Below are 26,916 nucleotides of genomic sequence, written 5' to 3' on the forward strand. Positions count from 1 at the left end.
CTAGTTTCTAGTTTCTAACTTCTAATTAAAACAAATGAAGAGTTTATTAAACATCATAAAAGGAATAACTTTTTCAGCGGTCATACTGGGCGCCATTACATCGTGCATGGCCAGAAAAGAGTATGAAAGACCGAAAAATGTTGTGGACGAAAAGCTTTTCCGTACAGATATGCTGCCTTCAGACAGTACAACGGTTGCCAATATTTCCTGGAAAGAAATATTTACCGACCCTATACTTCAAAAGCATATTTCGAAGGCTTTAGATAACAACTTGGATATCAGAATTGCCCTGCAAAGTATCAATTCTGCAGAAGCTTATTTAAAGCAAAGTAAAGCAGCCTATGAACCGACTCTAACAGTAGGTCCAGGTTATGCATTTCAGACTCAGTCTCTCAATACACAAACCGGACAATTGTTTGGACAGCGGCGTTATATCAATCAGCTTGATATTACAGCAAGTTTAGGTTGGGAAGCAGATATCTGGGGCAAAATGAAAGCTCAGGAGAAAGCTCAATTGGCTACTTATCTGGGAACTGTTGCAGCACATAGGGCTGTAAAAAGTGATTTGGTGGCATCTATTGCTTCCGCTTATTATCAATTGTTGACTTTTGATGACCAAAAAAGAATTATTACGGAGACCATCAAAGTTCGTGAGAAAAATTTAGAGACCACTAAAGCTTTAAAAATTGCAGGAACAGTAACAGAGGTTGCCGTTCAGCAAAGTGAGGCATTGGTCTTCAATGCAAAATCTTTATTGATTGATATAGATACCCAAATTCAGCTGTTGGAAAACACAATGAGCTTGCTGATGGGGGAGCCCTCTCATACCATTGAAAGATCGACATTGGAAAGTCAGAAAGTTCCTGTTGATTTAAGGCTCGGATATCCTGCCCAGCTATTGGCCAACCGCCCTGATGTAATGAGAGCAGAATATAATCTGATGAATGCTTTTGAACTGACCAATTCTGCAAAAGCTCAGTTTTATCCTACTTTAAAAATTACAGGAAGCGGAGGAATCCAGTCTCTTGATATTGACCATCTGTTCAGTGTAAATTCACTCTTTGCAAGTGTGGTAGGAGGCCTGGCTCAGCCGATTCTAAACAGAAGAGCGATTAAAACCAATTATGAAGTAAGTCTGGCCAATCAGGAAACGGCTTATCTGAACTTTAGAAAAACCGTGCTCACCGCAGGAAAAGAAGTTTCAGATGCCATCCGTGTGTTTTCTGTTCAGGATTCATTCATAGATTTAAAACAGAAAGAGCTGAATGCCTACAAAAATTCTGTAGAATATTCTCAGGAGCTTGTTAACTACGGTATGGCAAACTATCTTGAAGTGCTCAATGCAAGTGTTAACTCGTTGAATGCAGAACTTAATATTTCCAACGCAGAATACAGTAAAATGAAAGCTGCAGTAGAGCTTTATCAGGCTCTTGGTGGTGGTTGGAAATAAAAATATCCCAGCCAAAGATTTAAAAACGTATGCCACTTCTGGCATGCGTTTTTTATTGATTACACTTTCTATAGATTGTTAAAATTCTTATAAAAAGAAATATTTATTTGCATATATGTAGTAGACTACGTAGTTTTGTATTGTAAATATTTTAATAATATGAAAGCACATATTCAACAATTAAACAATACATATTCCGATCAGCTGATTGATCTGATTTTAACGATTCAGCAAAAAGAATTTAACGTTCCTATTACGATAGAAGATCAGCCGGATCTTAAACAGATTGAAAGTTTTTATATGGAACCCGGCGGAAATTTCTGGGGAGCTTTTATAGACGGTGAACTTGTAGGTTCCATAGCATTGGTTAAATTTGATGAAAGGGAAGGAGCCATAAGGAAGATGTTTGTAAAAAAAGAATTCAGGGGGAAAGAGCTGAATATTGCACAGGAACTGCTGGAAGTTTTAATTTCTTTCTGCCGTGAAAACGGAATAGAAGCCATATATTTAGGAACAATTTCAATACTGAAAGCGGCAATGCGGTTTTATGAAAGGAATCATTTTTCACAGGTTAAAAAGGAAAATCTACCAACCCGTTTTCCATTAATGGGTGCTGATAATATTTTTTATTATTTAAATGTAAACCAGACTGTATGAATATAATAGATGAATCAGGAATCCTGGCCATATCAACAAGATTGCAGCGTCTCAGCGAGCAGCTCAGAAAAGATGGTGCCATGATCTATAAAGCCTTCGGCATTGATTTTGAGCCTAAATGGTTTCCTGTGATCTTTACGCTGCACCACAAAAAAATGCTGAGTGTGGTAGAGATTGCCAACGAAATAGGATACACTCATCCTTCAACGATAAGTTTATTAAAAGAGCTGGAAAAACAGCAGCTTATCCAATCGAAAAAAGATAAACAGGATGAGCGAAAAAGACTGATCGTACTGTCTCCAAAAGGTCTTGAGCTCATCGAAAAAATGAAGCCGGTTTGGGAATTGGTCACAAAAGTACTGGGAGAAATTGCAGACAATCAGAACCATCTTTTGGCAGCCGTTAATGAAGCGGAAGAAAAAATTGCAATGCAGTCTTTTTACCAGCGTGCAATGCAGATGAAGAAAGAAATGGAATAATTTGAATATCAGCTATTTGTTAAATATAGTATTCATGCTTTTAGCTAAATTACTTCAAGCACTAAATAACAGCAAAAAAAATTAGAATAAAATCTGATAAAAAAAGTGAGAAAATATTTGGAGATGCAGTTTAAATACTTACTTTTGTACCGCTTTAAAAAAGTAGGGGAATTAGCTCATCTGGCTAGAGCGTTAGACTGGCAGTCTAAAGGTGACGGGTTCGATCCCCGTATTCTCCACAAGGCAGATGATTTAAATCTCATCAAAAATGCTTGGAACTTATTTAATCCTGTAATTCTTCGGAAATACAGGATTTTTTTATATAAAATTTCATCCTTTTAAAAAGCCTGTAATTTTTGGCAATTCGTAGAACATATTTTATCCTAAATAGTCAGAGATTGTTCACATAACAGTGTGAATATTTTTTATTTTATATTTTATGATTTGCATTAATAATCTTAATAATTTGAAAAATAATTATTCATTTTTTAATTATTGTTATTATTTTTCATTTGTTTTATCTAATTAATTATGTTTTTTCATATAGATATTTACTATATTTGTTTTAATGATGATATGTTTTTGTATTGTTAATTTAATTACAATAGTAAAATAGATTATATCAGGTATTTGTTCTGAATGGAACTAATAAACAAACATAATTATGAAAAAACTAATATTACCTATTACTTTTCTTGTAGGAGTCTTTAGTATTAAAGCCCAAGTTGGTATAAATACAGAAACTCCGGCCTCAAGTCTTCATGTAGAACCAACGAGCATTTCATCTCCTACCGGAACAGATGGAATTTTAATTCCCAAGGTAAAATTGTTTCCCGTTGCCCAGGCAAAAGGACATACTGTTTTTTTATTTCAGCATGCCACACTTCCCGATGGCTTTTATTATTGGGATGGCACAAGCTGGGTGTCTTTTCTCAGTAATTTTAATCGTCTTTATGATGATGCTATTTATGTGGTAACCGGAAGCGGATATTCTGCTTCCGGAAATACAGAAAACAATGTACAATTCAGTACATTAAAAGCTTATGATCCCACTGGTTTTTCTGTTTCAGGCAACCAGGTTACTGTAGGGAAGAGCGGAACGTATCTGATCAGTTTTAATTCAGCATTAAAAAAAACAGTAGGTACTGTAAACGAGAACAGGGCAATTTATACCTATAGAATCAAAAAGAACGGAACAACAGTTCTGACAACTTCCAATTCTTTAACTAATGAAGGAACAACTGCCACAAGTGTTGCACTTAGCGGGATTTTGGAATTGGCGCAGAATGATGTCATAAGAGTGACCATACAAAAGACTACGGAAACAGGAAGTACCGTTTATACAGGGTATGGAACCAATTGTATTACCATGACTTATCTGAATGACTAATTAATGCTTAATACTATGAAAAAGTTAACGATATTTTTTTTAACTCTGTCCTTAGGAAGCCTGTATGCTCAAAAAGGAGTAGGTATCAATACAAATACTCCACAGTCTTTGCTCGATATTCGTGCAAAAGACCCTGATACTCCGGAAAATTCTGCAGGTATGTTATTTCCTACCGTCAGCCGTTTTTCGGCTACTGATCCTGTGCAGAATCAGAATGCAATGTTGGTGTTTTTAGATAATGCCGGTACCGGCGCAGCTGGTTTTGAGGGGTATTATTTTTGGGACGATGACAAAAAATTATGGCAGTATATCTTCCAGACCAAGATTTTAGGAAAAAATCTTTTCAAAACGCTTGCTTCGGGAAGCGGCTTTCCGGTAATTGCCAGCGGAGATGCCAACATCAATGTCTGGTTTAAAGCACCATTCACATCATTGGAAGCACCGGATGCCAATTATACATTACAGAATGGGGATGTTATTATAGGGAAAACCGGGAATTATTCATTATTCTTTACTGGTGGCGTCTATAAAAATACCGGGGATATTGGTGCAACAATAACTGAAGTGGGTGTTTTTATAAATAATGGGGCCAGCCCTGTACTTATCTCCAAATCACCTTTACCGGCAGCGGATAATGCTAAAAGAAGTACCAATCATACTATTTCGGATATAATCACACTAACCAAAGGGCAGAGGATCTCCGTACAGACGAGGAGAACCAATTCCTGTGATACTGCAGTTGGTCCGGAGTCTGTGTATACCCTAACCTTATCTTATTTAGATTAATGATTATGAAAAATATTTCAATTTTACTTATATTGGGTAATTTCTTTTGTTTTGGACTTCTGAGCGCTCAGGTCGGAGTCAATACCAATACACCCAAAACTACGCTGGAAATCAGGACGACTGATAAAGATAATCCTTTGAGCAATGAAGGCGTGATTATTCCCAGGGTAACCTCGCTGAATGTAACGAATGCCAAAGCACATGGATTACTGGTTTTTCTTGATTTTGAAGATCCACTGACTCAGACTATTGAAAGAGGTTTTTACTGGTGGAACAATACAAGCAATTCGTGGATTCCATTTTTTTCTATGAATAAGATGACAAAGGATAAAACCATTACTTATGTAAGCTGTAAGAATGCATTTGATGAAGGAGCACTGACTTCTGCATCAACCAATGTAAGAACCCTTGGTTTTGACATTAATACGCTTATTGCCAATGACACAGGAAATTTTGACGTCAATGCATCCGGAGAACTGGTTGTAAAGAAAGCAGGAACGTATCACGTACAGGCTGTGATCTCACTTCATAGCGTCAATAATGGTGTAAATGCTGCAAGAGATGCCTACGAAGGGGTGGTTTTGGTAAATGGTGCAGAACCTGTCCCTAATCTCCGGACTGCGTACGGTTTTCCCAGCGGGGTCAATGTTTTTGACAGCAATACGGCTATATCAGGATTTGTAACGTTAAATGTAAACGACAGGATCTGGTTCTCGATCAACAGATACTATAAAGATCCCAGCTTTACAGATCCTGCTACAATTACCCCTAATGGAGACCTTTCTAACCTTACTTTAAGGTATATGGGAAGCTTTTAAATGGAAAGAGTTAGTGTAATGTGATAATCAATTTGTTCGAACTGTAAGATAAATGACAAATAACTCTTAATATAGTTTTCTTTATCAATTGTGTTTTTATCTCCGGATTTTCCGGAGATTTTTTTGTTCAATATACAAACAGAGATTATAAAAATTGACAGAGGCAAAAAGTACAATTCTAAGCGAAGGCCGTCCATTGTTGAACCTGAAGGATTAAGCCAACTTTGTACTGTCAAAAAATAACAACAAATAAATATTTAAAGAACATGAAAAATTTAATTTTAACCATCGGATTATTTACAACTTTAATGTCCGGAACCGTATATGCACAGCAATCAGGGGTAACACGCACAGATCTTCAAAGACATACTATTGAAGCTGCAGGCTATGAAACTATTCAGGCACGCATAGACCTGGAGCCGGGCACTTCTGTCGGTATGCATTCCCATCCCGGGGAAGAAGTTATTTATGTGCTTGAAGGTATATTTGAATACCAGTTAGAAGGTGAGCAGCCTGTAATTCTCAAAGCAGGCGAAGTACTTTTTGTTCCGGCCGGTAAGAACCATTCCGCAAAGAATATTGGAGAAGTGAAAGCCTCAGAACTCGCAACATATATTGTCAGAAAAGATAAGCCTCTGCTCTTGTTTAAAAAATAACCAGTTTTATCAAAAAGCTATTTGGGATATTGTAAAAGAAGGTTTTGATGAATAGTCTGATAAACTGTTTCAATGGGTAGTTCTTAACTTATAAAGTAAGGATTACCCATTTGTTTTATGGAGATTGAAAAATACCAATTTCAGAGAGCAAAATTCAGGCAAAACAAAGAAAAATCAGTAGCATTGCTGACTTTTAATTTATTAATTTTACAAACAGATGTTTAACACGAAGAAATTAACAACAATCTTTTAAATCTGCAATGATAAAGGAATTTTCATACAAAAAATTTGGTAACCTGGAATTCAGTAAAACCTCAATTCAAAACGATTCTCTTACGACAATAGATGAACATATCAAAGTCCTGTTCATTCCCAAAAATGCTATTATCCAGGTGGATTTTCAGGAAATCGAAATGAAAACCGACAGCTTGTTATTCATTAATCCTCATGTCATTTTAAAGCCCTGTGAAACCATTGGCGGTCAGCTAATGCATTTTAACCGGGATTTTTATTGTGTGGAAATCCATGATCAGGAAGTGGCGTGCGATGGTATATTGTATAATAATGTGTTTGAAATTCCTTTTATAAATTTAAACGAAGAGCAATCCGCTGAAATTCAAAAGATCATCAGAGATATACAGTCTGAACTGAGAGATGAAGATTCCGGTACAGAAGAGATGTTAAGGACATTGCTAAAACTGATTATTCTGAAATCTACCCGTATCTGGAAACAGCAGCATCAGTTATCTGACCAGGAGCAGCAGGCTGATGTTCAGTTTTTGAGAAAATTCAGCAAATTGGTGGAGCAACATTATAAAACGCTTCATACTGTTGCTGATTATGCAGATCTGCTGTGTGTTACCCCGAAAAATTTGAGCAAAAAAATAGGATTAGTTAGCAAGGACACGCCTAATGAAATTATAAAGAACCGTATTATTCTCGAAAGTAAACGGCTTTTAGCCCATACAACAATGAACGTGAAGGAAATTGCCTATAGCCTGAATTACGAAGACGATGCTTACTTTGTCCGCTTTTTCACAAAACATGTTGGCATATCACCAACCAGCTTCAGAAAACAGTTTTAAAAATCACTTTTTATCTACCATACCAATAAAGCACGATCTGTCAGATTGTGCTTTTTCCATATATATCCTGAATCTCTGAAGACTGCTTTAGACCTCATACACCTAGTCAGGCAAAAAGTGCAATTCAAAGCGAAAACTATCCATTGATGCGACCTTACAATTACCCCAACTTTGTACTATCAAAAAATAACAACAACTATAACAACAACTAAATATTTAAAGATCATGAAAAATTTAATTTTAGCAATCGTATTATTTACAACATTAATTTCAAGCCATGTATTTTCGCAAACAAAAAGAACTCCTGCATCCTTTGGAAGGGAAGAATATATTGAAGTAGAAAAGAATGTACGGCTTCATGTAACTGACCTCGGTGAGGGCGAGCCTATTGTTTTAATTCACGGATGGCCATTGAGCGATGCCATGTATGAATATCAATATGCCGACTTTATTCAAAAAGGGTACCGGGTGATTGGGATTACATTAAGAGGATTCGGACTATCTGATAAACCCGGAGGTAAGTATAACTATGATGTTTTCGCAGATGATATCAAGGTTGTTTTAGACAAACTGGAAATCAAGAATGCAACAATCGGAGGATTTTCCATGGGAGGTGCAACGGTTATTCATTATGTAGCCAAATATAATGCAGCTCATGTTTCCAAAATGGCATTGTTTGGAGCAGCAGCACCAATCTGGACAAAACGCGCAGACTTTAATTATGGTTTATGGACCAAAGAGGATGTTGATGGACTGATTCATCTCAACAATACAAACCGCCCGGAGCTATTCGCCACATTCGGTAAAATCTTTCCTGCGAATGATACCAGTGTATCCCAGGGGCATGGAGCATGGTTAGGAAATATTCAGGCTCAGGCATCACCTTACGCTATGGCAGAAGGATTAAAAACTTTAAGAGACACCGATTTGCGCAGTGATTTGAAAAAAATAACAATTCCAACACTGATCTTACACGGTAAGTTAGATAAAATCTGTTCTTATGATCTTGCTGAACAAATGAAAGCTTCACTTAAAAATGCCACTTTGGTACCTTTCGAGAAAAGCGGCCATGCACTTTTCATCGAGGAACTGGAAAAATTTAATAGCGAATTATTCAACTTCATCAAAAAGTAATGGAAAAAACAAAAGAGGTTAGTTTGCAAAAGCTAACTTCTTTTTTATCCCGTAAAATCAACTAACATGAGCAAATTTATATTTTTACTGCTTTCGCTGACATTGCTGTCATGCAGTATAAAAAAAGAAGTTATGACGGTAAAACATGCTGATTTACCAAAACCCATAGGCCCATATAGCCATTCAACCCATTATGAGAATTTGATATTTGTTTCAGGCCAAATCGGATTAGATCAAAAAACAAACAATTTGAAACCTGGAATTGAAGAACAGACAGTTCAGATTTTTGAGAACTTAAAGATGATCCTTGAAGACAATCATTCTGATTTTGAACATATCACAAAAACAACCGTTTTTATCACTGATATGAACCATTTTGAAATAGTGAATAAAATATACAGCAGATATTTTCATCATCATTTCCCGACAAGAAGCACCATTCAGGTAGTGTCTTTACCTCGAAACGCAAGTATCGAAATCGAATGTATAGCTGTTAAAAAAGAACGTTAAGGTCATTGCATGTCATCAACTTCCACCAAAAGAAAATACTAATGCCGAAACCTCTTATTTAATCAAGGCATAATTATAAACAAATGCTAAAAAAATGGATAACCGGATTTATAACCCTGATTATCCATTATCTTATTTATAAAGTGTTAATCCTAACCGCATTTGCAAAAATAGTCTGACCTGTAATCCACCGGCCGGCCGTCAGTAAAAAATTACAAAGCATACAATGCAGCTTTTTATTCTAATATGTGCTTAGTTACTTCTTGAGCGTGAGATGGATAAAAGGTAAACCAGATGGGCAAACATGCTTCTTTTCACAGATTCTACTTTGATGTCACCTGTGGTCTGGTTAATTGTGGCTACCAGATCCGCATTACATTGCCCGGAGAAAGATCCGCTTCCTAAATAGTTGGCTGCATTGGCAACGGGGTAGGAGATTCTGGGATAATCAGGAGCGACCTGTTCGGCAGCCGTCGATCCACCCACATAACCTTTGTTATCAATAAAACGAGCGGCCCAGGTTCCTAAAAACTGCCCATTAGCCGTATTAATTGTTTGTCCTACCACGATCTGTGTATCTATGGCGCGGTTAAAACCGGCACACGAACTGTAGTGATTGACATTCACCGTGCATGAAGATGCATTATCTGTCGGCTGAAAGCACTTACCTTCATAAACGGTGAGCCTTTGTTCAGCGGGTGACATAGAAGTGTTCAATAATGCTTTCGGGGAGAAAACCTCTTCAGGTGAAATTAATATTAAAACGCCCTGAGGATCTGCTGCAACTATTTTTCTTTCCGCATTGGCCAGACCTCTCACCCGAACCAGCCCGTTGACATCCAGAGTATGGGAAGGTGATTCTGTATTAATCCCTACCTGGGATTTAAGACTGGCGGAAAAGGCTATTGCAACAAAAAATATTAATCCTGTTTTCATCTTATTATTTTGAATTTTAATGGTTATAGATTTTTCACTAAAGTAAGAAATATTTATAATTCTGAAAAAAATTATATAAATTATTTTTAATAGGAAAAAATATTAAAATTCAGAATAAGAATATTAAGTAAACGCATCAACCTATAATCGAATGGTCATATTCTATACTATATTTTAATAAGTAGGGAGTAGTTGCTTCTTTTCATTTGATAAATAATTATATTTTTAGCCAAAATATACCGTTTATTCATAAAAATATAAACGGCTGATTAAAATTCAGATAATCCGAATGAAAAAAATTAGTAGATTTGCACCGAACAAGCCGTAAAAACATTAAACACTGATTCATTTTTCTATTTTTCTAAAGTGGAATATGAATAAATAATAATAAAATTTGATTAGCTTATAAACTATTAGAAACTATGAAGAAACTTTTTTTACTTCTTTTAACAGCTTTTTTATTTATCGGATGCAGCTCTGATGATGATACTATTTATGATTATATAGGAACATGGTCGGGAAAATATACCGGAAGCGATAACGGGACCTGGAATCTTGTGGTTGCCAGTGATGGGAAAGTAACCGGAACAATGCATTCCACAGTTAATGACGAAAATTATAATATTTCCGGAAACTTAACTGATACCGGAGACCTTACTGCTGTAGTCGGGCTTCCTTCCGATGGAGAATTCAAAGGAACCCTTTCAAGAGAGAAAAATGGAAACGGAAACTGGACAAACGCTGTTCCTACACCGGCCAGATCCGGAACCTGGACAGGAAACAAACAATAAAAGAAAGCCTGCAGATCAATCTGCAGGCTTTTTTATTTTAAACAAATCCCATATAGGTAATATTTTCCTTTTGCCTGAACACTAAAAAATAAAGCAGAAGTTTATCATCCTGGAAATGCTTTTTAAAGTGGATTTCTTTTTCCTGATGTATCAAAAGCTTATCTTCAAAATATTCAGCAGAGTATATTTCAAGGTCAGGCTGTATGGTGATCATTACTATTTCATCTGCAGACAGTTGATCGGCTACATTCAATACCATACCTTCCTTTTCTTCAAAAACAAAAAATTCACTGCCGAAATTCTTTTTATTTCCAAATTTAAATTCCTTAAGCAGTGCTATTCCTCTTTCAGTAAGAAGTCCGTTTTGTACCGTTCTTTTTCCCTTCTCTGAAACCGTATCTAAATCTTTGATTGCCGTCATCAGCTTGGCAAACCTTTGGTAGAGCAGAGGCTCATCACATTCTTTTATATAACTTTCAATACAGCTCCGTATTGTTTTGCCGGCTTTCGAACAGTGCCCGAATTCAGAGCTGTTCTGTCTTACTTTCTCATAAGCAGGGCTTTTTTTGAAGGCCGTTTTATTAAATCCGCTTTTTTTCCGCACTACATTTTTTCCGTTCAGGCTGTAAAAAACCAGATCGCCTACGCCGCCTTTAATCTTTATCAAACTTTCGTACGTTGCCATATTACAAAATTGAATCAAATATACTAATAAATATAACAATTTTTAATTTTAACATATATTTATTATATAGTTGTAGTATAGTTATACTATAGTTAAAATATAAAAATGTATATTTGTTCCATAATTAGTTACTTCATTTAAAATCAGATGACTATGATACCGGGATTATTTGAAAAAAACTTAAGAATAAAACAGCTTTCCGTTCTGGTAATTGCCTCTGTTATCACAGTTTCCTGCGGATCTTCAAAGAAGGTATCTTCCAAAAAAAATACAGGAAATAAAACCGTTGTGAAAGCTGAAAATCTCAGAAAGCTGGAATCAAAATTTAGTGGAAGTATTTCCAGGCCAGTCAGCGATATCCTGAAAGATGCTGAAAAGTATCTCGGAGCACCTTATAGATTCGGAGGAAATACGTCTTCAGGTTTTGACTGTTCCGGATTTACCGTAAAAGTTTTTGAAGAAAATGATTTTCCACTTCCACGTCGATCAACAGATCAGGCTGATGCCGGTAAAAAGATCGACATCAAAGAGGTAAAGCCCGGAGATCTTCTTTTCTTTGCAACAGCCGGGGGAAGCAGGGTTTCCCATGTAGGTATCGTTCATGACATCGGAGCAGACGGAGAAGTGAAATTCATTCATGCTTCCACCTCAAAAGGGGTGATTATCTCTTCATTGAACGAAAAATACTGGAATAAGGCTTATCTCCACGCCCAGAGAGTCCTATAATAAGACTGTAATTTGTGAATGACAGTATAGTGAAACAATAAATGAAGGCGATGCAAGGTCTGTGACTTAACTTGTATACTATTGCAATCTTTTGTATTTTTGGCCTTCAGAACTGTGGGAAGCTGCAGGGATAATTTATATTAAAATCAAACAAGAAACATGTCGTTACAACAAACTATTGAAAACATTTGGGATAATAAAGATTTATTACAGAACGAAGACAGCAAGAAAACAATAAGAGAAGTTATTTCTTTATTGGATTCTGGAGAACTTCGTGTTGCTGAGCCTACAGAAAACGGATGGCAGGTGAATGAGTGGGTAAAGAAAGCCGTAGTAATGTATTTCCCGATCCAGAAGATGGAAACTATTGAAGTGGGTCCGTTTGAATTTCATGACAAAATTCCTTTGAAGAGAAATTATGCTGAAAAAGGAGTAAGAGTTGTACCGCATGCAATCGCCAGAGAAGGATCTTTCGTTGCTTCAGGAGTTATTCTGATGCCGTCTTATGTCAATATCGGAGCTTATGTAGATTCAGGAACTATGGTGGATACCTGGGCTACGGTAGGAAGCTGTGCACAGATCGGTAAAAATGTTCACCTGAGTGGCGGAGTAGGTATCGGTGGTGTATTGGAGCCTTTACAGGCAGCTCCTGTTATTATTGAAGATGATTGTTTCATCGGTTCAAGATGTATTGTCGTAGAAGGTGTTCACGTAGAAAAAGAAGCAGTATTGGGTGCTAATGTTGTGCTGACAGCTTCTACAAAAATTATTGACGTTACAGGCGACCAGCCGGTTGAGATCAAAGGAAGAGTTCCTGCCCGTTCAGTAGTAATCCCTGGAAGTTATACAAAACAGTATCCGGCCGGAGAATATCAGGTTCCATGTGCATTGATTATCGGCCAGAGAAAAGAATCTACAGATAAAAAAACATCCCTTAATGATGCTTTAAGAGAGAATAATGTAGCGGTATAAGCTATGCTTTCTCTAAATTTTGAAGTTTCATTTTAAAATTTATACAATAAACCCTGAATAGTCATTTAGGGTTTATTTTATTTATACCTTTAAAGAGTTAAAAAAGCTTATTAAAAACTTTGATATGAAAATTGCCTTCGATGCAAAACGTTTTTTTCACAATACGTCCGGATTGGGCAATTATTCAAGAGACCTTGTCAGGATTCTTTCTCAATATTATCCTGAAAACGAATACCTGCTGCTGAACAAAAACAGTTCAGAAAGGGGCAAAGAAATCCTGGAAAGACCGAATGTCCGGTTTGTATCCACCTCAAAAGGAAATCTTTCCCGACAGCTTAAAATGGGAAAAGACGCCCAAAAACAGGGAGCAGATATATTCCATGGACTTTCTGGCGAACTTCCGTTGAAGTGGGGCAAAGAACCCATCAAAAAAATCGTTACGATCCATGATCTGATTTTCATGAGATATCCGCAGTATTATTCCTTTTTTGATCGAAAAATACACCTTTGGAAATTTAAAAAAGCCGCATCTTCAGCAGATAAAATCATTGCTATTTCAGAGCAGACGAAAAGAGATATTATCACCTATTTAAAAGTCCCTGAAAGCAAAATTGAAGTTATTTATCAGGGATGTCACAAAGCTTTTAAAGAACAGCAGTCCAATGAATTTATTCAGGTGGTAAAGGAGAAATTCAACCTTCCGGAAAGATATATTTTAAATGTTGGAACCATCGAAGACCGCAAGAACCTTCTCAATATCGTTAAAGGAATCAGTGGAACAGATATTCCGTTGGTTGTCGTTGGAAGAAAGACTACCTATTATAAAAAAGTAGAAGATTTTATCAGGAAAAACAAGATGGAAAAACAGGTGATTTTTCTGGAAGGGGTTTCCATGGATGAACTGGCTGTGATTTACAAGCTGGCAGACATATTTGTGTACCCGAGCTTTTTCGAAGGCTTTGGAATTCCTGTAATAGAAGCACTTTTTTCAAAGACAGTAACCATTACAAGCAATGCTAGCTGCCTGCCGGAAGCAGGAGGAAAAGACTCTGTCTACATCGATCCTTCCAATTATCTAGATATCAGTGCCAAGATAAAATTTCTCTGGGAAAATGAATCCGAGCGAAAACGCCGTGCAGAAAAGAGTTTCGAGTTTGTTCAGAAATTTAATGACGAACCTATTGCAGCGCAGCTGATGGATCTTTACAAAAAAAATCTGTAAAAAAACTTTGCAGTTTAAAAATAAATCCTACATTTGTACCACAATTCAAAACAATGAAACCGAATTTTTTAACACTTCATCATTACTATCATCATCTCTGCTAAGACGGAATTGGTTGATATAAACATGTGTTAAAATCAAAAATAATTAAAACCGTCTGAGTAAACAGACGGTTTTTTGTTTCCCGAATTCTTCCGGAAGTATCCACAGATCAGTTTTCGTTTACTCAGATTTATCTTAAAACAATACAATGAGTAAATTAAAAATTGCGATCCAGAAAAGCGGCAGACTCTATGAAGACTCCTTACAGCTCCTCAAAGACTGCGGCATTTTCGTCAACAACGGGAAAGACCAGCTTAAAGTTTCCGTAGACAACTTTCCGATGGAGATTATGTATCTCAGAAATTCCGACATCCCACAATACCTTGAAGATGGAGTGGTAGATATTGCCATTGTCGGAGAAAACCTCCTGGCTGAAAAACAGAAGAATATTCAGATTGTTCAGAAGCTTGGATTTTCAAAATGCCGTGTTTCCCTGGCTGTTCCCAAAGAAGTGGATACCGATGACCTGTCCTATTTTCAAGGCAAAAAAATAGCGACTTCCTATCCCAATACCCTCAAGAATTTCCTGGAAGAAAAAGGAATTACTTCCGAAATCCATATCATTTCCGGTTCAGTTGAAATAGCCCCGAATATTGGTTTGGCAGATGGTATCTGTGATATTGTCAGCTCAGGAAGCACCTTATTTAAAAACGGACTGAGAGAAACCGTTACCATTCTGAAATCAGAAGCTGTTCTGGCAAAGACATCGCTGCTTGATGCACAAAAGGAAGCTGTCCTGGATAAATTCCTGTTCAGAATTAAATCCGTTTTAAAAGCCAAAAACTCCAAATATATCCTGATGAACGTTCCTGATGATAAAATTAGTGACATTGCTTCGGTTCTTCCCGTAATGAAAAGTCCTACCGTTATTCCTTTGGCTGAAAAAGGATGGAGCAGTATCCATTCTGTAATTGATGAAGAAAGATTTTGGGACGTGATCGATGAGCTGAAAGAAAACGGGGCCCAGGATATACTCATTATTCCAATCGATAAAATGGTTATTTAATTATGAAAATATACAGATATCCAGAAAGAAAAACATGGCCGGATCTGGTACAGCGACCGGTTTTTGAACGTGAAGAAATATCCGGACTTATTACCGGAATATTTGAATCTGTCGGAAAAGAAGGAGATCAGGCACTTATTGAATTCAATAAGAAATTTGATAAGGCGGTTACTCCACAAATTACAGTTTCAGAAACAGAACTGGAAAATGCAGAAAATGAAATTTCTGAAGATTTAAAGAAGGCCATTCAGCAGGCAAAAGAAAATATTTCAAAATTCCATGCTTCCCAAATCGTGGAGACCCAAAAAATTGAAACCGTAAAAGGAGTAACCTGCTGGAGAGAAAACCGCGCCGTTGAAAAAGTAGGGATCTACATTCCGGGAGGAACAGCTCCTTTGTTTTCAACAGTCCTCATGCTTGCAGTCCCTGCAAATCTGGCAGGATGCAAAGAGATTATTCTCTGTACACCACCGGATAGCAACGGGAATATCAATCCGGCTATCCTGTTCACAGCAAAGCTTTGCGGGATTACGAAAATCTTTAAAACCGGAGGAGCGCAGGCTGTAGCAGCAATGACTCTGGGAACGGAAAGCATTCCTAAAGTGTATAAAATTTTTGGGCCAGGAAATCAATTCGTTGTTGCAGCGAAAGAATATGCACAGCGGTATGGTGTTGCCATTGATATGCCTGCGGGTCCCAGTGAAGTTCTTGTTATTGCAGATAATAAAGCCGTTCCCGATTTCTGTGCTGCAGATCTTTTGTCACAGGCAGAACACGGAAGTGACAGCCAGGTTGTTTTTATAACGACAGATTTTAAAATTTTCACCGAAACTATTGAAGCTGTTGAAAAGCAGGTTAAAAAACTTCCAAGGAATGAGATGGCTGGCCAGGCGTTGGATCACAGTCTTTTTATTCTGGTCAGTTCTGTTGATGAAGCTCTGGAATTCAGTAATCTGTATGCTCCGGAGCACCTTATCCTCGCATTGGAAGATTTTGAACCATATATTCCCGTAATCAGCAATGCCGGATCTGTTTTCCTCGGCAATTATTCCTGTGAAAGTGCCGGGGATTATGCCAGCGGAACCAATCACACTTTGCCTACCAATGCTTATGCAAAGAACTATAGCGGGGTTTCTCTCGACAGCTTTATCAAGAAAATTACCTTCCAGCACCTTTCTAAAGAAGGACTGAAGAAAATAGGAAAAACAATAGAAGTAATGGCAGAGGCAGAAGGCCTTATCGCCCATAAAAATGCAGTATCTATCAGATTAAAATAATACAATGAAAGAATTTAACCTCCATACTTTAGTAAGAAAAAATATACTGAGCCTACAGCCTTACATCAGTTTCAGAGATCATAATGAGTTTAATGCTCCGGTAATGCTGGATGCGAATGAATGCCCGTTCGGGGAATTCAATAGATATCCGGATTCTACACAAAAAAAACTCAAAAAAAAGCTGGCAGAGCTTAAAGGTGTTTCATCCGATCAGATTGCATTAGGAAACGGAAGCGACGAACTGATTGATCTGATCATAAAAATCTTTTGCGAGCCTAAAAAAGATGCTATTCTGATGATGAATCCCTCATTTGCCATGTATGCCTTTTACGCTGCAGTGAATGAAAACGAAGTTCTAAAACTGGATCTGGATGAAAATTTTGAAATCGTAAAAGATGATTTTTTAAAGATTACTAAAGAACGCGAAATCAAAATTTTCTTTCTGTGCTCCCCAAATAATCCGACAGGAAACAGTGTACAGGACATTGAATTTTTTGTTCAGAATTTTAAAGGTATTGTTGTCATCGACGAAGCTTATATTGAATTTTCCGAAAACAAATCAGGAATTGAGCTGCTGAAGAAATACTCCAATTTAATTGTTTTGCAGACATTTTCTAAAGCCTGGGGAACAGCCGGGGCAAGAGTAGGTGCAGCTTATGCTTCCCAAGAGATCATCCGGTTTATCAATACGGTTAAAGCTCCTTACAACGTAAATTCTCTAAGTCAGGAACTTATTCTGAACCTTCTGGACGATAAAAATAAGCTTAAGGAAAATGTTGATAATGTGCTCAGTGAAAGAACCTGGGTGCAGGAGCAGTTTAAAACCATTCAATGCATCGAAAAAGTATTTCCGACAGACGCCAATTTTTTCCTGATCAGAATAAAAAATGTTGAAGAAGTCTACGATAGAATGCTTGAAGAAGAAATTCTGACCAGTAAAAGAGCCCCTGTGATTCCGGACTGCATCAGGATCAATATAGGAACCCGTGAAGAAAATGAAAAATTAATCAGTGTTTTAAAAGGAATAGCCTCATGAAAAAAGTATTATTTATAGACCGTGACGGAACGCTTATCATAGAACCGCCCGAAGATTTTCAGGTAGATTCACTGGAAAAGCTTGAGTTTTACCCCGGAGTATTTCAGAACCTTTCCAAGATTGCCAGGGAAATGGATTACGAACTGGTGATGGTAACCAATCAGGATGGTCTGGGAACTGAAAGTTTTCCTTATGAAAATTTTATCAAGCCGCAGGAAAAAATGCTGAGGACCTTTGAAAACGAAGGAATCCTTTTCAGTGATATTCTGATTGATAAAAGTTTTGAACATGAAAACCTGCCTACCAGAAAACCTGGAATCGGAATGCTTTCAAAATACATCTATGGAAGTTATGATCTTAAAAATTCTTACGTTATCGGAGATAGGATTACAGATATTCAACTTGCTCATAATTTGGGAACTAAAGCTATTTTTATCAATGAAAACTTTAATGAAAATGCGGCGCTTACCACAACAGACTGGTCTGAGATCTACCGCTTCTTAAAACAGGAATCAAGAAAGGCTAAAGTCTACCGAAAAACCAATGAAACCGAGATTGATATTGAAATAGATCTTAACGGGAAAGGAATTGCTGAAATTTCCACCGGCCTTCATTTTTTTGATCATATGCTGGATCAGATTGCCAGACACGGAAATTTGGATCTTAAAATTAATGTTAAAGGAGATCTCCAGGTAGATGAGCACCACACAGTTGAAGATACGGGAATTGCTTTAGGTGAAGCCTTTATAAAAGCGCTGGGAAATAAAAAAGGGATTGAAAGATATGGTTTCCTGCTTCCGATGGACGACTGTCTGGCTCAGGCAGCCATTGATTTCGGAGGCAGGCCCTGGATCGTTTGGGACGTTGATTTTAAAAGAGAAAAAATAGGGGATGTGCCTACAGAAATGTTCTTTCACTTCTTCAAATCATTTACAGATTCTTCAAGATCCAATCTGAATATCAAAGCGGAAGGCAGTAATGAGCACCACAAAATAGAAGCTGTTTTCAAAGCATTTGCAAAAGCCGTTAAAATGGCAGTGAACCAGTCGGACAGCAGTTTTAATTTACCATCAACCAAAGGAAGCTTATAATTATGATCGCTTTGATAAAATATAACGGAGGAAATGTAAGTTCGGTCCAGAATGCCTTGGATCGGCTGTGTATAGGCTCTATCATTACAGATGATCCTGAGCTGATCATAAAAGCGGATAAAGTCATTTTTCCGGGCGTTGGAGAAGCTTCTTCAACCATGAAAGTCCTTAAGGAAAAAGGTCTGGATACACTTATTCCAAGCCTTAAGCAGCCTGTTTTGGGGATCTGTCTGGGAATGCAGCTGATGTGCGGGAATAATGAAGAAGGAGATGCAAAAGGAATGGGGATTTTTGATGTAGATGTTAAACAGTTTCCTCCTGAAGATCTGGTTCCCCATATGGGTTGGAATACCATTTCTGGACTGAAATCTCCACTGTTTTCAGGGATTGAAGAGAACAGTGATGTTTATTTTGTTCACAGCTATTATTGCGGGCGGTCAGCAGCTACAGTTGCGGAATGTGACTATATTCTGCCATTCAGTGCTTCCCTGCAGAAAGATAATTTTTTTGCGGTACAGTTTCACCCGGAAAAATCGGGACTAACAGGCAGCAGGATATTAAAAAACTTTATAAAATTGTAAATGATGAAAATTATTCCAGCCATTGATATTATCGACGGAAAATGTGTCCGTCTTTCAAAAGGGGATTATTCCACAAAAAAAATATACAGTGAAGATCCTGTAGAGACGGCCAAAGAATTCGAAAGCTTTGGAATCCGGTTTCTCCACCTGGTAGATCTTGATGGTGCGAAATCCAAGCATATTGTGAACCAAAAAGTATTGGAAAACATAGCCAGGGAAACCTCGCTTCATATTGATTTTGGAGGCGGATTAAAGACGGGGGATGATATAGAAACTGCTTTTAATGCAGGAGCAAAGCAGATCACTCTCGGAAGCATTGCCGTACAGAACCCGGAATTCTGTCTTGAAATGATTCAAAAATATGGTAATGACAGGATTATTTTAGGGGCTGATTGTGAAAACAGGAAGATCAAAACATCCGGCTGGCTGGAAGAAAGTACTTTAGATATTATAGACTTTCTGCTTCAATATCAGGAAAAAGGAATCAGCCAGACGATCTGCACCGATATTTCAAAGGATGGAATGCTGGGAGGGCCATCTACAGAGCTGTACAAAGAAATATTGGGTAAAACCTCGGTAAAGCTTACGGCCAGCGGTGGAATTTCCTGTATTGAAGATGTATACAGCATGAAGGAGATCGGATGCTCGGGAACAATTATCGGGAAGGCCATTTATGAGGAAAAAATAAGTTTACCACAACTTCAGAAATTTATTGAAAATGCTTAAAAAAAGAATCATTCCCTGTCTGGATATTAAAGACGGAACTACGGTAAAAGGAATTAATTTTGAAGGGCTCCGAAATGCCGGAGATCCGGTAGAGCTTGCCGTAAAATACGAAATGGAAGGTGCCGACGAGCTGGTTTTTCTGGATATTACGGCAACACTGGAAGACAGAAAGACATTTGCAGATCTGGTAAAGAAAATCGCCAGACAGCTGAGCATCCCGTTTACCGTTGGTGGCGGAATTTCTTCTGTGGAAGATGTCAGGAGACTTCTGGAGGCCGGAGCAGATAAGATCAGCATCAATTCTTCTGCCGTTAAAAACCCGCAGCTTATCCATGAGCTTGCCGGAGAATTCGGAAGTCAGTGTATTGTGGTCGCTATTGATACCCGTTTTACAGACGGATCAGATCTTGTCTATGTCCGAGGCGGAAGATTGGCCACCAGTTTAAATACCGTAGATTGGGCCAAAGAAGCAGCATCTTTGGGGGCCGGGGAGATCTTATTAACCTCAATGGATGGTGACGGGACAAAAAACGGATTTGATATCCGTATCACAAAGCTGGTTTCAGAGGCTGTATCTATTCCTGTGATTGCATCGGGGGGAGCAGGAAGCGCAGATGATTTTGTTCAGGTATTTCATGAGACAAAAGCCACAGGAGCTTTGGCAGCCAGTATTTTCCATTTCAATGAAGTACCTGTTCAGGAATTAAAACAACATTTAAAAACCCAAAAAATACCCGTACGATGAAAATAGATTTTGATAAAAATAACGGACTTGTCCCGGTAATTATCCAGGACAGCAGAACACAGCAGGTGCTCATGCTTGGCTACATGAATGAGGAAGCTTTAATAAAGACAGAAAAGGAAGGTATCGTCACCTTTTTCAGCCGTTCCAAAAACAGGCTCTGGACAAAAGGAGAGGAATCCGGTAATTTCCTGACTGTAAAAAATATAAGCATAGATTGTGATCAGGATACAATTTTAATACAGGCTGTTCCCAAAAATGCAGTCTGCCACACCGGAAGCTTCAGCTGTTTCGGTGAAAAGGAAAGCAAAGGCTTCTTATATGAATTAGAAGCAAAGATTGCCGAAAGAATTGATCATAAGACAGAAGGTTCCTATACGTATTCCCTTTATCAGAGAGGCATCAATAAAATGGCTCAGAAAGTGGGAGAGGAAGCCGTAGAACTCGTTATTGAAGCTAAAGACAGCAATGATGATCTTTTTAAGAATGAAGCCGCAGATTTGCTGTACCATTTTCTGATCCTGCTTAAAGCAAAAGGATTTGCAATGGAGGATATTGAGAAAGTTTTGCAGGGCAGAGACAGATAAGGCAGAGTGGAAAATCATCAATAAAAAAGCAGGAAGAAAATTCTTCCTGCTTTTTTATTAGATGTATGGTTTCAGATTATCTTTCAATTAGAATTTTCCGTACGGCAGTCTGACCATCAGCTTTAATAACACCAGTATAGGCCCCTGCAGCCAGTCCTGAAACATTAATCAGCTTTTCGTTGGACGTTCTAAGGAGTGATTTACCTGAAAGGTCTGTAATTTCGAAACTGAAATCTTTTCTGCCCGTGTCAGGAAGTTCAATGTTAATGGTGTCTTTGGAAGGATTAGGATAAATGGATACGGTTTCAAGGGAATGATTTGGAACAGTTTCCTTTGCTCCCAGTATAATAGAATTTGCAGAAGTGGCAACGGCAAAATGCTGCAGCGCTCCCACCGTTGCTTTTCCTATTTTGTAAATATAAACAGGGTCTGTATTTGCAAAAGTATCATCAATGGAATGCGGATAAGTACTTCTTATTTTTTCAAAAAAACCAGTGATCACTTCACCTTTTCTTTCGAATGGGATGTAATCAGTATCCTCTGCGGGATCCACAGCCGTCAGAAGAGGAGAATATAGTGCCGTACAATTTCTGAGCTGCTGCGTTACTGCTGCCGAAGCTGCATTATTGCTTGTTGGCCCTGCCAGGTCCTGATCACAATAGACTGTATTATTGTTGTTGCCCATAACACCGCCTACCTGGTCAAGATTGAACACCAGCTTGATGTCCAATACCCTTGTTCCGTTCTGGTAAGCCACATTATTGGCATAATGAGTGCTTCCTCTCAACCCCTGTTCCTCGCCGGAAAAATGGATGAACTTAATAGAATATTCGGTGGGAATATCTTTTAAAATCCTTGCTGCTTCTAAAATAATAGAAGTTCCGCTTCCGTTATCGTTCACCCCCGGACCATAGATGCTGTCAAAATGCCCGCAAATGATCACATATTTATCAGGATAAAGCGTTCCTGTTTTAGTAATGACCAGATTTTTAGAGCTTGTACTCCCAAATGTGAAAGGATCTTCTACGATCTGACTGGCAGAATATCCAAATGAAGTATACTTATTTTTCAGCCAGGTTAACGCATTGGCATTTTTGAGTGAACCTGTAGTTTTGATGCCCAGGTTTGAGAACTGCTGTAAGTTCGTGGTAATATTGGTTTGTGAAACCAGATTGGCCCTGTCCTGATAAGCCTGGATAAAAGTCTGGGCTTTACTGCTGAATACAGCCAGACAAGCAGAAAAAATTGTGATTGTTTTTTTCATTTTAATTATTTTAAGATTGTGGTGATTGATAATGAATCCAAACAATAAAAGCCCCGGCTAAAAGACGGGACTTTAAGGGGTATTTACTTTTCAATAATGATCTTTCTGGTAACACTGGAACCTTCGGTTTTAACAGTGCATAAATAAATTCCGTTATCTAAGTGTGAAACATTCACCTGAGACTGATTTTCTGATTTCAATACAGAAAGTCCCTTCAGGTCAGTAATTTCAATAGTGAAATCTTTTATCGTGGGATCAGGTAATTCTACTGTTAAAATATCCTGGGCCGGGTTTGGATAAATTTTTACAGATTCCGGTGATTTTAATGGCTTTTCTTTACCTGAAACTGCTGTAACGGTGGAAGAGGCTGTTGCGAAGTGCTGCATGGCACCTACCGCGGCTTTAGCTACCTTAAATACATAAACAGGATCCACATTGGCAAAGGTATCATTCACGGTATGCTCAGTATAACTTCTGGTATATTCATAAAAACCGGTGATCACATATCCCTTTTGTTCAAATGGCATATAATCTGAGGAATAGGCATTGGAAATACTGGTCTGAAGAGGAGAGTACAGGGTAGTGCATGTGGCCAGCTGCTGTGTAACGGTATTGGAAGCTGCATTGTTTCCGGACTGGCCGGAAGTATCTCTTTCACAGATGATTTTACTGTTGAGATTGCCCAGTTTTCCTCCAACCTGATCCAGATTGAAGACCAATTTGATATCCAGTTTTTTCACCCCGCTTTGGTAAGCAATATCATTGGCATAATGAGAACTTCCGTACAAGCCCTGTTCTTCTCCCGAGAAATGAATAAATTTGATGGAATATTCCGTAGGAACATCTTTTAAAATTCTGGCAGCTTCTAAAATAGCTGAAGTTCCGCTGCCGTTATCATTTGTTCCGGGGCCTGTAATCGTATCGTAATGTCCGCAGATGATCACAAACTTATTAGGGTAAAGGGTTCCTGTCTTGGTAATGACAAGGTTTTTCGAGCTTGTACTTCCAAAAGTGAAAGGATCCTCTACAATCTGGCTGGCAGAATACCCGTAAGAAGTATATTTGTTCTTGATCCAGGCCAGGGTATTGGCATTATTCAGTGATCCGGTGGTTTTTACCCCTAAATTGGAAAATTCCTGCAGGTTGGTGGTAATATTGGTCTGGGAAACCAGATCGGCTCTGTTTTTATAGGCCTGAATAAAGGTTTGGGCACTAAGGTTTCCGGCCGCTAATGCAGCCCATAAAAAGGTGGTCAGTTTTTTCATATTAAATATTTTGGTGGTGTGTGATTATTTTTCTATGATTATTTTTTTGGTGATGCTATTTTGATTAGATTTTACAGTGACCATATACGTCCCACTGGTCAGGCCGGAAGTATTTATTTTCTTTTCGTTCTCTGCATTTAAAATTAAGCGGCCATTCATGTCGCTAATTTCTACCTTAAAGCTATTGTGGTTCTTTGGTAATTCAATATTTAAAACATCACGGGCCGGATTAGGATAAATCCTGATTGATTCTAATGCGTTTTTAGTCTGCACATCATCTGTTGCCAGGGTAACGGTTGAAGCTACTGCAAAATGCTGCAATGCCCCTAAAGCTGCTTTTCCCACATTAAATACATAAACAGGATCTACATTGGCAAAAGTATCATTAACAGTATGTTCATTATAGCTTCTGGTTGTTTCATAAAATCCTGTAATAATGTCCCCTTTATTTTCAAACGGCATATAATCCGAACTATAGGCATTTGACATGGTCGTCTGAAGCGGTGAATATAGCGTGGTACAGGTTGCCAATTGTTGGGTCATCGCCAATGAAGCTGCGTTATTTCCGGTTTGTCCGCTCTGGTCGCTTTCACACTTGATATTATTATTTACATTCCCCAGTTTTCCTCCAACCTGATCGATATTAAATACAACTTTCAGATTAAGCTGGCGTACATTATTCTGGAAAACAACATTATTTACATAGTGTGTACTTCCCAAAAGATTCTGCTCTTCACCGGAAAAATGAATAAATTTCACAGAATATTCCGTAGGAACATCCTTTAAAATTCTGGCTGCTTCCAGCATAATAGAAGTTCCGCTACCGTTGTCGCTTACTCCGGGGCCAACTATGGTATCATAATGACCACAGATGATCACATAAGTGTCTGGATATACGGTTCCTGTTTTGGTGACAATTAAATTTTTTGAAGTGTTGCCGTTATAGGTGAAGCTGTCTTCTGTGATCTGGCTTACATCATACCCGTAAGACTGGTATTTTGTTTTAAGCCAGTTCAGCGCGTTTGTATTTTCCAGAGTACCTGTGGCCTTTACACCAAGATCTCCAAAGCTCTGAAGGTTGGCTGTAATATTGGCCTGGGATATCTTATCAACCCTTGTTTGATAAGCCTGTATAAAATTCTGGCCCTGAAGGCTGTAAGCTGATAAAGAAAGGACTAAAAGAGTCGTTATTTTTTTCACTTTTAACTAAAGATTTATAGATTTAATAATTCAGCAAATGTAGATAATAAAAATCAATTTTATTTTATGCAAAATGAAAACTTTCCCATATGATTTCTTTTTTTCAATACGCTTTCAGAATCACTAAATTTTTACAACTTATATGGGAGAATAAGATAAAAAAAATCCCGGACATAGCCCGGGATTTATATTGATAACAAAAAATTCTACATTATTTTACTTGATCTACAACTGCTTTGAAAGCTTCAGGGTGATTCATTGCTAAATCAGCTAAAACTTTTCTGTTAAGCTCTACGTTGTTCTTTTTAAGAGCTCCCATAAACTGAGAGTAAGACATTCCGTGCTCTCTGGCACCCGCGTTGATACGAGTAATCCAAAGTGATCTGAAGTTTCTCTTTTTCTCTTTTCTTCCACGGTAAGCATATTGCATTGCTTTTTCTACCGCGTTTTTAGCTACCGTCCAAACGTTCTTTCTTCTACCGAAAAAACCTTTAGCTTGCTTAATAATTTTTTTTCTGCGAGCTCTTGAAGCTACTGCATTTACTGATCTTGGCATAATTTAAATTGTTTTTTTGAAAGGGGCGGCAGCTAAACTGCTCTTAGTGGCACCATTTCAGGGTTAAATTGTTGAATTGTTTGAATTCTTATAAACCGAATATAGATTTATAAAAACTACTTAATGGCTAATTGACGTAGAACGCTTTTTGTATCCACAGCTGCAACGTAAGAAGTCTGCGTAAGATTTCTCTTCTGCTTAGTTTCTTTCTTAGTTAAGATGTGGCTTTTGAAAGCATTCTTTCTTTTAATCTTCCCAGTTCCGGTAAGTTTAAAACGCTTTTTAGCACCTGATTTCGTTTTTAATTTTGGCATTGTTCTGCTTTTTTATTGTTTTGTTATCAATATCTTGTCCTTGATTCCTTCGTAAACTTAGGAATAACAGTTGGCAAAGATACAAAAAAAATCAATCCGAACTTTCATAATCTGTGATTTTGTCGGACTGATATAAAACCGTCTCTGTTAAGAGACGGCTATAAGGTAAAAGTGATTTCTATTATAGGAAGTCTTCAACGATTATATCATTTCTTTCTTCGTTATTCCCCCCTAAAATAACTTTAATTCTGAATCCTGAAGGAATTGCTGCCCCTGTTCTTGAGTAAAGCTGAAGTTTTACATGAGGATTGGCCACATAATAGTTAACTGCAGTATTGGAACTCCAAAGAGGATTCCCATCCCTGTAAATAACCATATTTCCGTCGTTCTGTACGATAAGCCTTGGAGTACCCGAGCTTCTGTATGTATTGGAATGCCATATTACATTGGTAAGTCCCGGTCTTTCTCTGTATAAAACCAGATTATTATCCGTCTGCATAATGAACCGGTAAGTGCTGCCATTATACTCCATACTGATTGATTGTCCGGCTTCTAATATCTGAGGATGATTAGTGCTTTCTTTTAAAAGTGTATAACGTGTAAGATCCAAAATACGGGATTCACTGTTTTTATTTGCAGTGGCGTGCTTTTCATTTTGCACATTCGTATTCACATGGTCAAGAGTATCATCCTGAACGCAAGATGCAAGAAGCACCGGAAGACTTAATAAAGTCAGTAATTTAATTTTCATAGGTTATGATTTACAGGACAAATATAAAAATTATCATATTAAATCACAAGTATAGGATTAAATTAATTTGCTTAAATCCTTTATTAATGGGCATTTTAAGATATTAATTAAAACACTTTTT

The 26,916-nt window shown here is 37.7% G+C and carries 30 protein-coding genes and 1 tRNA gene; 23 read left to right on the top strand and 8 right to left on the bottom strand.

The window, feature by feature from the left end:
* The first annotated feature begins 34 nt into the window (after window positions 1-34).
* The 11 genes from AC4IFE_RS07785 to AC4IFE_RS07835 all read left to right on the top strand — a co-directional run bounded on the left by AC4IFE_RS07785 (window position 35) and on the right by AC4IFE_RS07835 (window position 8,965).
* A complete protein-coding gene (locus AC4IFE_RS07785) occupies window positions 35-1,450 on the top strand; it encodes a TolC family protein (protein WP_490756108.1) in 1,416 nt (471 codons plus the stop codon).
* A gap of 159 nt (window positions 1,451-1,609) precedes the next feature.
* Complete coding sequence (locus AC4IFE_RS07790; protein WP_490756109.1) at window positions 1,610-2,107, top strand: GNAT family N-acetyltransferase; 498 nt, start codon at window positions 1,610-1,612, stop codon at window positions 2,105-2,107.
* The gene (locus tag AC4IFE_RS07795; protein WP_490756110.1) at window positions 2,104-2,586 is read left to right on the top strand and encodes a MarR family winged helix-turn-helix transcriptional regulator; all 483 of its coding nucleotides are present in this window, start codon (window positions 2,104-2,106) and stop codon (window positions 2,584-2,586) included. Before AC4IFE_RS07790 ends, AC4IFE_RS07795 begins: the two co-directional genes overlap by 4 nt.
* Window positions 2,587-2,751: 165 nt before the next feature.
* Window positions 2,752-2,825 (top strand) — tRNA-Ala (locus AC4IFE_RS07800).
* Between the two features lie 425 nt (window positions 2,826-3,250).
* Complete coding sequence (locus AC4IFE_RS07805; protein WP_490756112.1) at window positions 3,251-3,976, top strand: phage tail-like protein; 726 nt, start codon at window positions 3,251-3,253, stop codon at window positions 3,974-3,976.
* A gap of 15 nt (window positions 3,977-3,991) precedes the next feature.
* Window positions 3,992-4,762, top strand: a complete 771-nt coding sequence (locus tag AC4IFE_RS07810; protein WP_490756113.1) for a phage tail-like protein — start codon at window positions 3,992-3,994, stop codon at window positions 4,760-4,762.
* A gap of 5 nt (window positions 4,763-4,767) precedes the next feature.
* Complete coding sequence (locus AC4IFE_RS07815) at window positions 4,768-5,580, top strand: phage tail-like protein (RefSeq protein WP_490756114.1); 813 nt, start codon at window positions 4,768-4,770, stop codon at window positions 5,578-5,580.
* Between the two features lie 266 nt (window positions 5,581-5,846).
* Window positions 5,847-6,236: a cupin domain-containing protein gene (locus tag AC4IFE_RS07820; protein WP_490756115.1), complete on the top strand. Its 390-nt coding sequence runs from the start codon at window positions 5,847-5,849 to the stop codon at window positions 6,234-6,236.
* Window positions 6,237-6,496: 260 nt separating this feature from the next.
* Window positions 6,497-7,321 carry a helix-turn-helix domain-containing protein gene (locus tag AC4IFE_RS07825; protein ID WP_490756116.1) on the top strand — a complete coding sequence of 275 codons (825 nt, stop codon included), beginning with the start codon at window positions 6,497-6,499 and terminating at the stop codon, window positions 7,319-7,321.
* A gap of 225 nt (window positions 7,322-7,546) precedes the next feature.
* The gene (locus tag AC4IFE_RS07830) at window positions 7,547-8,455 is read left to right on the top strand and encodes an alpha/beta fold hydrolase (RefSeq protein ID WP_490756118.1); all 909 of its coding nucleotides are present in this window, start codon (window positions 7,547-7,549) and stop codon (window positions 8,453-8,455) included.
* Between the two features lie 132 nt (window positions 8,456-8,587).
* Window positions 8,588-8,965: a Rid family detoxifying hydrolase gene (locus tag AC4IFE_RS07835; protein ID WP_490756120.1), complete on the top strand. Its 378-nt coding sequence runs from the start codon at window positions 8,588-8,590 to the stop codon at window positions 8,963-8,965.
* A gap of 252 nt (window positions 8,966-9,217) precedes the next feature.
* On the opposite strand, the gene AC4IFE_RS07840 is transcribed toward AC4IFE_RS07835, so the two are convergent.
* Window positions 9,218-9,901, bottom strand: coding sequence for a hypothetical protein (locus tag AC4IFE_RS07840; protein ID WP_490756121.1), 684 nt, complete (start codon window positions 9,899-9,901; stop codon window positions 9,218-9,220).
* 422 nt (window positions 9,902-10,323) lie between these two features.
* Here AC4IFE_RS07840 and AC4IFE_RS07845 point away from each other — a divergent pair, with 422 nt between their 5' ends.
* Complete coding sequence (locus tag AC4IFE_RS07845) at window positions 10,324-10,692, top strand: hypothetical protein (RefSeq protein WP_490756123.1); 369 nt, start codon at window positions 10,324-10,326, stop codon at window positions 10,690-10,692.
* A 37-nt stretch (window positions 10,693-10,729) separates the two neighbouring features.
* Here the strand turns inward: AC4IFE_RS07845 and AC4IFE_RS07850 are convergent, their stop codons facing one another.
* On the bottom strand, window positions 10,730-11,377 hold the full coding sequence (locus AC4IFE_RS07850) for a hypothetical protein (protein ID WP_490756124.1): 648 nt from the start codon (window positions 11,375-11,377) through the stop codon (window positions 10,730-10,732).
* A 153-nt stretch (window positions 11,378-11,530) separates the two neighbouring features.
* On the opposite strand from AC4IFE_RS07850, the gene AC4IFE_RS07855 reads away from it, so the two are divergent.
* From AC4IFE_RS07855 to hisIE, 11 genes are all read left to right on the top strand, one after another.
* A complete protein-coding gene (locus AC4IFE_RS07855; RefSeq protein WP_490756125.1) occupies window positions 11,531-12,103 on the top strand; it encodes a C40 family peptidase in 573 nt (190 codons plus the stop codon).
* A 159-nt stretch (window positions 12,104-12,262) separates the two neighbouring features.
* Entirely contained in the window at window positions 12,263-13,075 is an 813-nt protein-coding gene (locus tag AC4IFE_RS07860; RefSeq protein ID WP_490756127.1) for a 2,3,4,5-tetrahydropyridine-2,6-dicarboxylate N-succinyltransferase, read from the top strand.
* 124 nt (window positions 13,076-13,199) lie between these two features.
* A complete protein-coding gene (locus tag AC4IFE_RS07865) occupies window positions 13,200-14,297 on the top strand; it encodes a glycosyltransferase family 4 protein (protein WP_490756129.1) in 1,098 nt (365 codons plus the stop codon).
* Between the two features lie 250 nt (window positions 14,298-14,547).
* Window positions 14,548-15,405 carry an ATP phosphoribosyltransferase gene (gene hisG, locus AC4IFE_RS07870; protein ID WP_490756130.1) on the top strand — a complete coding sequence of 286 codons (858 nt, stop codon included), beginning with the start codon at window positions 14,548-14,550 and terminating at the stop codon, window positions 15,403-15,405.
* A gap of 2 nt (window positions 15,406-15,407) precedes the next feature.
* On the top strand, window positions 15,408-16,682 hold the full coding sequence (gene hisD, locus AC4IFE_RS07875; RefSeq protein WP_490756132.1) for a histidinol dehydrogenase: 1,275 nt from the start codon (window positions 15,408-15,410) through the stop codon (window positions 16,680-16,682).
* Window positions 16,683-16,686: 4 nt separating this feature from the next.
* On the top strand, window positions 16,687-17,718 hold the full coding sequence (gene hisC, locus AC4IFE_RS07880; RefSeq protein ID WP_490756133.1) for a histidinol-phosphate transaminase: 1,032 nt from the start codon (window positions 16,687-16,689) through the stop codon (window positions 17,716-17,718).
* Window positions 17,715-18,809 carry a bifunctional histidinol-phosphatase/imidazoleglycerol-phosphate dehydratase HisB gene (gene hisB / locus AC4IFE_RS07885; RefSeq protein WP_490756134.1) on the top strand — a complete coding sequence of 365 codons (1,095 nt, stop codon included), beginning with the start codon at window positions 17,715-17,717 and terminating at the stop codon, window positions 18,807-18,809. Before hisC ends, hisB begins: the two co-directional genes overlap by 4 nt.
* Window positions 18,810-18,811: 2 nt before the next feature.
* Window positions 18,812-19,390, top strand: a complete 579-nt coding sequence (gene hisH, locus AC4IFE_RS07890) for an imidazole glycerol phosphate synthase subunit HisH (RefSeq protein ID WP_490756136.1) — start codon at window positions 18,812-18,814, stop codon at window positions 19,388-19,390.
* A gap of 3 nt (window positions 19,391-19,393) precedes the next feature.
* Entirely contained in the window at window positions 19,394-20,116 is a 723-nt protein-coding gene (gene hisA, locus AC4IFE_RS07895; RefSeq protein ID WP_490756138.1) for a 1-(5-phosphoribosyl)-5-[(5-phosphoribosylamino)methylideneamino]imidazole-4-carboxamide isomerase, read from the top strand.
* A complete protein-coding gene (gene hisF, locus AC4IFE_RS07900) occupies window positions 20,109-20,861 on the top strand; it encodes an imidazole glycerol phosphate synthase subunit HisF (RefSeq protein WP_490756140.1) in 753 nt (250 codons plus the stop codon). The genes hisA and hisF overlap by 8 nt, the downstream gene beginning before the upstream one ends.
* Entirely contained in the window at window positions 20,858-21,445 is a 588-nt protein-coding gene (gene hisIE / locus AC4IFE_RS07905) for a bifunctional phosphoribosyl-AMP cyclohydrolase/phosphoribosyl-ATP diphosphatase HisIE (RefSeq protein ID WP_490756142.1), read from the top strand. Before hisF ends, hisIE begins: the two co-directional genes overlap by 4 nt.
* 76 nt (window positions 21,446-21,521) lie before the next feature.
* Here hisIE and AC4IFE_RS07910 read toward each other — a convergent pair whose 3' ends face one another.
* The 6 genes from AC4IFE_RS07910 to AC4IFE_RS07935 all read right to left on the bottom strand — a co-directional run bounded on the left by AC4IFE_RS07910 (window position 21,522) and on the right by AC4IFE_RS07935 (window position 26,795).
* Complete coding sequence (locus tag AC4IFE_RS07910; protein WP_490756144.1) at window positions 21,522-22,709, bottom strand: M28 family peptidase; 1,188 nt, start codon at window positions 22,707-22,709, stop codon at window positions 21,522-21,524.
* An 83-nt stretch (window positions 22,710-22,792) separates the two neighbouring features.
* A complete protein-coding gene (locus tag AC4IFE_RS07915) occupies window positions 22,793-23,974 on the bottom strand; it encodes a M28 family peptidase (RefSeq protein WP_490756146.1) in 1,182 nt (393 codons plus the stop codon).
* 24 nt (window positions 23,975-23,998) lie between these two features.
* A complete protein-coding gene (locus AC4IFE_RS07920; RefSeq protein ID WP_490756148.1) occupies window positions 23,999-25,174 on the bottom strand; it encodes a M28 family peptidase in 1,176 nt (391 codons plus the stop codon).
* A gap of 211 nt (window positions 25,175-25,385) precedes the next feature.
* The gene (rplT, locus tag AC4IFE_RS07925; RefSeq protein WP_034705993.1) at window positions 25,386-25,730 is read right to left on the bottom strand and encodes a 50S ribosomal protein L20; all 345 of its coding nucleotides are present in this window, start codon (window positions 25,728-25,730) and stop codon (window positions 25,386-25,388) included.
* Between the two features lie 116 nt (window positions 25,731-25,846).
* The gene (gene rpmI / locus AC4IFE_RS07930; RefSeq protein ID WP_047453167.1) at window positions 25,847-26,044 is read right to left on the bottom strand and encodes a 50S ribosomal protein L35; all 198 of its coding nucleotides are present in this window, start codon (window positions 26,042-26,044) and stop codon (window positions 25,847-25,849) included.
* Between the two features lie 181 nt (window positions 26,045-26,225).
* Complete coding sequence (locus tag AC4IFE_RS07935; RefSeq protein ID WP_490756151.1) at window positions 26,226-26,795, bottom strand: hypothetical protein; 570 nt, start codon at window positions 26,793-26,795, stop codon at window positions 26,226-26,228.
* Window positions 26,796-26,916: the final 121 nt, after the last annotated feature.

It is taken from the genome of Chryseobacterium sp. UF-81 (assembly GCF_058245105.1).